This window comes from Tabrizicola sp., assembly GCF_041911175.1.
Taxonomy (GTDB): Bacteria; Pseudomonadota; Alphaproteobacteria; order Rhodobacterales; family Rhodobacteraceae; genus Tabrizicola.
Genome location: NZ_JAYRPN010000055.1, coordinates 21,508 through 28,999, shown reverse-complemented (window position 1 = coordinate 28,999; position 7,492 = coordinate 21,508). Strand labels below are relative to the sequence as shown.

The 7,492-nt window shown below is 67.7% G+C and carries 6 protein-coding genes; 4 read left to right on the top strand and 2 right to left on the bottom strand.

Translation table 11 applies throughout. The features are described 5' to 3' along the window. The 4 genes from ACE3P6_RS07255 to ACE3P6_RS07240 all read left to right on the top strand — a co-directional run. The coding region (locus ACE3P6_RS07255) for an NAD(P)-dependent oxidoreductase (RefSeq protein ID WP_374393241.1) at positions 1-698 on the top strand (698 nt) is incomplete at its 5' end. Further along, the gene (locus ACE3P6_RS07250) at positions 695-1,813 is read left to right on the top strand and encodes a Gfo/Idh/MocA family protein (protein ID WP_374393238.1); all 1,119 of its coding nucleotides are present in this window, start codon (positions 695-697) and stop codon (positions 1,811-1,813) included. The genes ACE3P6_RS07255 and ACE3P6_RS07250, both read left to right, overlap by 4 nt. Positions 1,814-1,927: 114 nt before the next feature. Continuing rightward, a complete protein-coding gene (locus tag ACE3P6_RS07245; protein ID WP_374393235.1) occupies positions 1,928-2,998 on the top strand; it encodes a Gfo/Idh/MocA family protein in 1,071 nt (356 codons plus the stop codon). A 14-nt stretch (positions 2,999-3,012) separates the two neighbouring features. Continuing rightward, positions 3,013-3,843 carry a TIM barrel protein gene (locus tag ACE3P6_RS07240; protein ID WP_374393232.1) on the top strand — a complete coding sequence of 277 codons (831 nt, stop codon included), beginning with the start codon at positions 3,013-3,015 and terminating at the stop codon, positions 3,841-3,843. A 266-nt stretch (positions 3,844-4,109) separates the two neighbouring features. Here the strand turns inward: ACE3P6_RS07240 and ACE3P6_RS07235 are convergent, their stop codons facing one another. Then, entirely contained in the window at positions 4,110-6,557 is a 2,448-nt protein-coding gene (locus ACE3P6_RS07235; protein ID WP_374393230.1) for an FAD-dependent oxidoreductase, read from the bottom strand. A 123-nt stretch (positions 6,558-6,680) separates the two neighbouring features. Beyond that, positions 6,681-7,460: a DeoR/GlpR family DNA-binding transcription regulator gene (locus ACE3P6_RS07230; protein ID WP_374393227.1), complete on the bottom strand. Its 780-nt coding sequence runs from the start codon at positions 7,458-7,460 to the stop codon at positions 6,681-6,683. Between the last annotated feature and the right edge of the window lie 32 nt (positions 7,461-7,492).

Sequence of the window (7,492 nt, the reverse complement as noted above, 5' to 3'; positions counted from 1 at the left end):
GCGACGTGAACTCCTCGGGCGTGGCGGAACATGCGATGATGCTGATCCTCGCCGCGACCCACCGCCTGATCGCTGCCGACCGGGCAACCCGGGCGGGCGACTGGGGCTGGCGCAACGGCCTCCAGACGCAGGAGGTGGCGGGAAAGCGGCTTCTGATCCTGGGTTTCGGGCGGATCGGGCAGAAGCTGGCAGGATTGGCCCGCGCCTTCGGGATGCAGGTCCATGCCCATGACCCCTTCCTCCCTGCCGACCGCTGGCCGGAAGACGCCCTCCGGGAAACCGATCTGGCGCAGGCCCTTCGCACGGCGGACGCCGTCTCGCTGCACCTGCCCCGCGCCGACCGCGCCGTGATCGGGGCTGCGGAACTGGCCGTGATGAAGCCCACCGCCGTCGTCGTCAACACTGCCCGCGGCGGGCTGGTGGATGAGGTCGCGCTGGCCGAAGCCCTGCGGGCAGGTCGCCTGGGCGGGGCGGGGATCGAGGTCTTCGACGTTGAGCCTCCTGCCAAGGACCATCCGCTCTTCGGCCTGCCGCAGGCCGTACTGACCCCGCACAATGCCGCCCTCACCGTGGAATGCGCCGAGCGGATGGCGCTGGCTTCGGTACAGAACGTGCTGGACTTTTTCGCCGGGACACTCGACCCCGCGCTTGTCGTCAACCGGGCCGCGCTGGGCGGCATCAAGGAACCTGCAAAATGACCAAACCCCGCCTTCGCATCGGCCTGATCGGCACCGGCTTCATGGGCAAGGCCCATGTCTTCGGCTTCACCTCGGCCCCCCGCGTGTTCGAACTGCCCTTCGACCTGGAGCTGCATACGGTGGCCGACATCACCGATGCCGCCGCCGAACGGGCCCGCCAGACGCTGGGCTTCGCCAAGGCGACCTCCGACTGGCGGACGATCATGGCCGACCCGGAGATCGACCTGGTCTCGATCACCGCCCCCAACGCGCTGCACAAGGAGATGTCGCTGGCGGCCATCGCGGCGGGCAAGCATGTCTACTGCGAAAAACCGCTGGCCCCTCTGGCGGCGGACGCGCTGGAGATGACGCTGGCCGCCGAAGCCAAGGGCGTGAAAACGCAGGTCGGCTTCAACTACCTCTGCAACCCGATGCTGCAGACGGCCCGCGACATGATCCGGGCGGGAGAGTTGGGGGAAATCCGGGGCTACCGAGGCATCCACTGCGAAGACTACATGGCCGACGCCTCCGGCCCCTTCACCTTCCGCCACGATCCGGCGGGGGGCGGGGCGCTGGCTGACATCGGGTCGCATGCTTTGGCGACGGCGGAGTTCCTGTGCGGGCCGATTGCCAAGGTGATGGGGGATTGCGTGACGATGATCGGCAGTCGGCCGGACGGGAAGGGTGGCACGCGGAAGGTCGAGGTCGACGATGTGGGCCGCGCCTTCCTGCGCTTCGAAAGCGGGGCCACCGGCAGCATCGAGGGCAACTGGATCGCGACGGGCCGCAAGATGCAGCATGATTTCGAGGTCTATGGGACCAAGGGGGCGCTGGCGTTCAGTCAGGAGCATTTCAACGTGCTCCATTATTTCTCGACTTCGGATGCCAAGGGTCGCCAGGGCTTCCGGCGGATCGAGGCGGGGCCGGATCACGCGCCCTATGGGCTCTTTTGTGTCGCGGCGGGGCACCAGATCGGGTTCAACGACCTGAAGGCGATCGAGGTGGCGGGTTATGTGAACGCCATCGCCGGGAAGGGGCCGGAGCCGTTCAACTTCCGCAAGGGGCTGCGCATCCAGACGCTGGTCGAGACGATCCAGACCTCCAGCCGCGAGGGGTGCTGGCTGGCGGTCGGCTGAGACTGTCCACGGTGGACAGAATTTTGGGGCCTTGAATATCAAGGGCTTGGTTGCGGACATTCAGGATTTCTTAACCTCTGCCCGCGACTGACCGGCACAATCATGGAGACGGGGATGATCCGATATGCAGTGGTCGGGGCGGGCTGGATTTCGCAGGAAGCCTTCCTGCCCGGCGTCGCGCAGTCCGGGAATTCAGTGATCTCGGCCATCGTCACCGGCGACCTTGCCAAGGGCCAAAAGCTTGCCGACTTTCATGGCGTGCCACGAGTGGTGCCCTATGAAGCCTATGACGCACTTCTGGCCGAAGACGCGGTGGATGCGGTCTATATCGCGCTGCCAAACTCGCTGCATGCCGATTATTCGATCCGGGCGGCGCGGGCGGGCAAGCATATCCTTGTGGAGAAACCGCTGGCCACGACCGAGGCGGAGGGTCTGGCGATGATCGAGGCCGCAAAGCAGGCGGGCGTGTTCCTGATGACGGCTTACCGGCTTCACAACGAGCCGGGAACGCTGGCGGTGCTGGACCATCTGCGAAAGGGCAACATCGGCACGCCCTTGCTGTTCCAGTCGATCTTCAGCTTCCAGATGGCGGCGGGGAACCATCGCCTGCGCGCCGAGCATTGGGGCGGGCCGTTGCAGGATGTGGGGGTCTATTGCGTCAATGCCGCGCGGCATGTCTTCGCCGAGGAGCCTTTCGAGGCGACGGCCACCCTGACCCAGCCGAAGGACGATCCGCGCTTTGCCGAGGTGGAGGCGACGATTGCCGCGACCCTGCGCTTCCCTTCGGGGGGCATCGCACAGTTCATCGGCAGCTTTGGGGCCGGGGCCGTGGACAACTACCGGGTCGTCGGGTCGCTGGGCGATATCGAGCTGGACCCGGGCTTCAAGTTCGAGACGGCGATGAAGATGCGGCTGCGCCGCAATGGCGTGACCGAGGAGGTCACCTTCCCGCAGATCGACCATTTCGGCGCGCAATGTGCCTATTTTTCGGACTGTATCGCCGCCGGTGTGCCACCCGAGGCCGATGGCGAGGAGGGTCTGGCCGATATGCGCGCGCTTCTTGCCATCGAGGCCGCCGCGCGGACCGGGCAGCCGCAAGCCATTACGTCGCCGCCGAGACCGCGCCACCCGACCCCGGACATGGTGCGTCTGGCGCCGGTCACTTCCCACCGCCTGCTGCTTTGAAACGAGGTCCCGACATGAGCCTTTCCTTTGCCCTGAACCGCACCTGCGCGCCGCAGCTTGCCTTGCAGGAGTTCATCGCGCTTGCCGTGCAGGTGGGCGTTTCCGCCGTGGAGATCCGCAACGACATCGAGGGGCGCGAGTTCCACGACGGCACCCCGGCAGCGGAGGTCAAGGCGCGGCTGGGGGAGGCCGGGCTGGTGGTCGCCTCGGTCAACGCGCTGCAACGGTTCAACGAATGGACGCCGGAACGGGCGCGGGAGGCGGAGGCGATCATCGCCTATGCCGCCGCGCTGGGCGCGCCCGGCGTGGTGCTGTGCCCGGTCCACAACGAGGATCATGGCTGGACCGAAGCGGAGGCGGAGCGGAACCTGCGCGACGGCTTGCGGCAGTTGCGGCCGATCCTCATGGCGCATGGTGTGACGGGCTATGTCGAGCCCCTGGGGATGAAGGGGTCGACCATGAAGCGGCAGGACATGGCGGTGGCGGCGATTTCGGACATCGACGGCTGGGACGCCTATCAACTGTGCTACGATACTTTCCAGTTCTTCCGCTGCGGCGATACGCAGCTGTTCCCGGAGCATATCGGGCTGGCGCATATGTCCGGCATCGCCCGCAGCGACCTTGCGCCGGGAGAGCTGACCGAACCCGACCGGGGCCTGATCTTCGTCGGCGACCGGGTCGGCAATATCGCGCAGTTGCGGGCCTTGCAGGCGGCGGGCTACCGGGGCTTCGTGTCGATGGAGCCATTCAGCCCCGAGGTCCAGCGCGACCCGCGTCTGGGTGAGCATCTTCGCGCGAGCCTTGACTATGTCGCTTCGCTGCTGGCCCCCGAGGCTGCGGCGTAGTGTCGTGAGATGGCCCTTGAGGGTTATGGGGTTGGCGAAACGGAAGACCGGTTGGGAAAGGGTGAGAGGCGGGGCCTCTCATTTCTGTGAATTTTGTCAATATTTTCAGTATAGTATTGCAGAAGACGCGAACGAGTTCGCCGCACGGGATATCGCTGGTTGAAGGAAAGGGAAGAAGAGAACGGTCCGTGAGGAAGGCAGGGCGATCTCCTCGCCTCGCGGGAGGCGCCTGACCGCCCCGACGCCGATCCCGGCCGCATCGCCGCCTACGCCCTGGGCCTTTCCGATTTCGGATCGTAGGCGGCGGCAGTGTGGAGACGGGCGGCGAGGCGTTCGCCGGCCACGTCCACCTCCCAGCGCCCGGTGTGCAGGAAACCGGCGTCCACGCCAGCCGCATTGTGGACCAGCGCGAGGCCCACCGCGCGGCCCAGCGTGCAGCCGTAGAAGCCCGAGCGCAATTCGCCCACCGGCTGGCCGTCGCGCAGCACCGCTTCGCCGCCCCAGAGCATCCGTGACCCGTCCTCCAGCGTCAGCTGGACGATGCGGCGGCGGGCGGGACCCTGCGCCCTGGCCGCCAGCAGCGCCTCGCGGCCGAGGAAGGCGGGTTTGTCCCAGGCGACGGCGAAGCCCAGGCCCGCTTCCAGCGGCGTGATGTCGGGCGTCAGTTCGCGCGACCAGGCACGATAGCCCTTTTCCAGCCGCATCGACTCGATGGCGTAGTAGCCGGCGTCGGTCAGGCCCAGATCGGCGCCGCGCGCGTGCAAGAGGTCATAGATGCTGGCGGCCATCTCGACCGGAACCACAAGTTCCCAGCCCAGTTCGCCCACATAGGTCATCCGGTTGGCCAGGCCGATGCCCTGGCCGAGGTCGATCTCGCGCACCGTGCCGAAGGGGAAGGCCGCGTTCGACAGATCGGCGGGGGTGATGCGGGACAGGAGGTCGCGCGACTTTGGCCCCATCACCGCGAGCACCGCATGGGCCGAGGTCACGTCGGTGACGAAGGCATGGGCGGCGGGGTCGAGGTTGCGGGCGATCCAGTCCATGTCGCGCACCGGCTGGGCCGAGCCGGTGATCATGAGGAAGCGGTCCCGCGCCAGACGCAGCACGGTCAGGTCGCTCTCGTAGCCGCCGCGTTTGTTGAGAAGGCCGGTATAGACGGTGCGGCCGGGCTCCACATCAATGTCTGCCGCGCAGAGCCGGTTCAGCTCGCGCGCCGCATCGCGTCCCTGCACCAAAAGCTTGGCGAAGGAGGTTTGGTCGAAGATCGCCACCGCCTCGCGCGCGACCTTCACCTCGCGCGAGACGGCGGCATGCCAGTTCTGCCGGTCGAAGGAATAGGCGATGTCGCGGCTCTCGCCCGGGCCGGCGAAGAAGTTGGCGCGTTCCCAGCCCATTTTCGAGCCGAAGCTGGCCCCCCTTGCCGCCAGCCGGTCGTAGAGCGGCGAGCGGCGGAGCGGGCGGCCGGTGTCAAGCTCGCGGTTGGGCCAGGGCATGACATAGTGCAGGCCAAGGGTTTCCTTTACCCGGTCGTGCAGCCAGGCGGCATTGGTGTTGAACCGGGCGAAGCGGCGGATGTCGACCGGCCAGAGATCGAGCGTCGGCGCGCCATTCACGATCCATTCGGCCAGCGCCCGCCCGGCGCCGCCGGCGCTGGCGATGCCCATCGAGTTGAACCCGGCGCCGACGAAGAAACTCCGCAGCTCCGGCGCCTCGCCCAGGATGAAGTTGTTGTCGGGGGTGAAGCTTTCCGGGCCGTTGTAGAACTTCTTCACCTCTGCCTCGGCCAGTTGCGGCACGCGGATCAGGGCGTTTTCCATCAGGATTTCGAACTGGTTCCAGTCGTCGGGCAAGAGCGAGAATTCGAAATCGTCGGGGATGCCGTCCATCCCCCAGGGCTTCGCCGACGGCTCGAAGCCGCCCATCACCAGCCCGCCGACCTCTTCCTTGAAGTAGATGTAGCCGTCCGGGTCGCGCATCACCGGCAGGTCGGGATGCACGCCCTGGATCCGGCCGGTGACGATATACATGTGTTCCGCCGAATGCAGCGGCACGGCGACGCCGCACATCTGGCCGACCTTGCGGGCCCATTGCCCGGCGCAGTTCACCACCACCTCGGCGGCGATCTCGCCCTGGTCGGTCTGCACGCCGGTGGCGCGACCGTCCCTTGTGGCGATGCCGGTGACGCGGACCTTCTCGTGGATACGCGCGCCCCGGCTGCGCGCGCCCTTGGCGAGCGACTGCGTCAGGTCGGTCGGGTTGGCCTTGCCGTCGCCGGGCAGCCAGACCGCGCCCTTGAGGTCCGCGACCTCCATCACCGGCCAAAGCGCGCCGGCCTCGGCGGCCGAGATCACCTCGACCGCGACGCCCTGCGCCCGTGCGGCGGCGGCGGTGCGCTTCAGTTGCGTCATGCGGTCGTCGGTGCGCGCGACGGACAGCGACCCGCAGTTCTTCCAGCCGGTGGCAAGCCCGGTTTCGGCCTCGAGGCCCGCGTAAAGCTCGGTCGAATAGCGGATCAGGCCGGTCATGTTGGCATGGCTGCGCAACTGCCCGACCAGCCCGGCGGCGTGCCATGTGGTGCCGCCGGAAAGCCGACCCTGTTCCAGCAGGACCACATCGGTCCAGCCGAGACTGGTCAGGTGATAGGCGACGGAGCAGCCGATGATGCCGCCCCCGACGATCACGACGCGGGCATGGGTGGGGAGGGTTTGGGTCATGGGAGCCTCTTGGATCGGACCCTGGCACAAAGCCACATTAAGCCACACATTACAACATCTATCCGCAGCATACCGCCACGGGGGCCGATGCCCCCTGCGCAAGGACCGGCACGGAAAGGAAGATCAGGCGAGGATGACGGGCAGTCCCCGGGTGGACAGCGCGGCGGCAAGGGCAGCCGGGGGCGCTGCGTCGGTGATCAGCCCGGCGGCGCGGTCCTGCCCGGCGATGCGGCAGGGGGTGCGGGCGCCGAACTTGGAACTGTCCACCACGAAATAGCCGCGCTGCGCCGCCGCGATCATCAGGCCGCGCGTCTCGGCCCCCATCGGGGTGAAATCGGTCACGCAGCCGTCCGGCGCCACCGCGCCCGCGCTGACGAAGGCGATATCGACGCGGAACCGCGCCACCGAGGCCAAGACTTCGGGGCCTTCCGCCGCCTCGTCGCCCGGATTGATCGTGCCGCCGGCGATCTGGACGCGAAAGCTGTCGTGGCGGCAGAGGTCGCGGGCGATGGGCAGGCTGGTGGTGATCACCGTCAGGTCGCGGCGTGCGCCCAGCATCGCGGCAATGGCCGAAGTGGTGGAGCCCGCGTCCAGGAGCACGACCATGCCATCCGAAACCAGCGCAGCGGCGCGCTGGCCGATCCGCATCTTGGCTTCGGTGTTGCGGACCGAGCGGCTGGCGAGGCCCGGCTCGATGGCCGAAGGCCGTGTGGCGCCGCCGTGGGTGAGGTCCAGCGCGCCGCGCAGCGCCAGAGCCTTCAGGTCACGGCGGGCGGTTTCGAAACTGACGCCGAACTGTTGCACGATGTCGGACACCAGGATCGCGCCCTCGCCCTCGATCCGGCTCAGGATCGCCTCCTGCCGTTGGGGGGCCAGGGCGCGCGGGGGGGAGGGGCTCGACATTTTCGCACTCTCGGGCAGGGGCGGGCCGGATG

Bases quoted from the DNA above. Each gene is read 5' to 3' on its own strand.
- ACE3P6_RS07240 (WP_374393232.1), top strand. From the start codon at position 3,013: ATGAGCCTTTCCTTTGCCCTGAACCGCACCTGCGCGCCGCAGCTTGCC.
- ACE3P6_RS07245 (WP_374393235.1), top strand. From the start codon at position 1,928: ATGATCCGATATGCAGTGGTCGGGGCGGGCTGGATTTCGCAGGAAGCC.
- ACE3P6_RS07250 (WP_374393238.1), top strand. From the start codon at position 695: ATGACCAAACCCCGCCTTCGCATCGGCCTGATCGGCACCGGCTTCATG.
- ACE3P6_RS07230 (WP_374393227.1), bottom strand. From the start codon at position 7,460: ATGTCGAGCCCCTCCCCCCCGCGCGCCCTGGCCCCCCAACGGCAGGAG.
- ACE3P6_RS07235 (WP_374393230.1), bottom strand. From the start codon at position 6,557: ATGACCCAAACCCTCCCCACCCATGCCCGCGTCGTGATCGTCGGGGGC.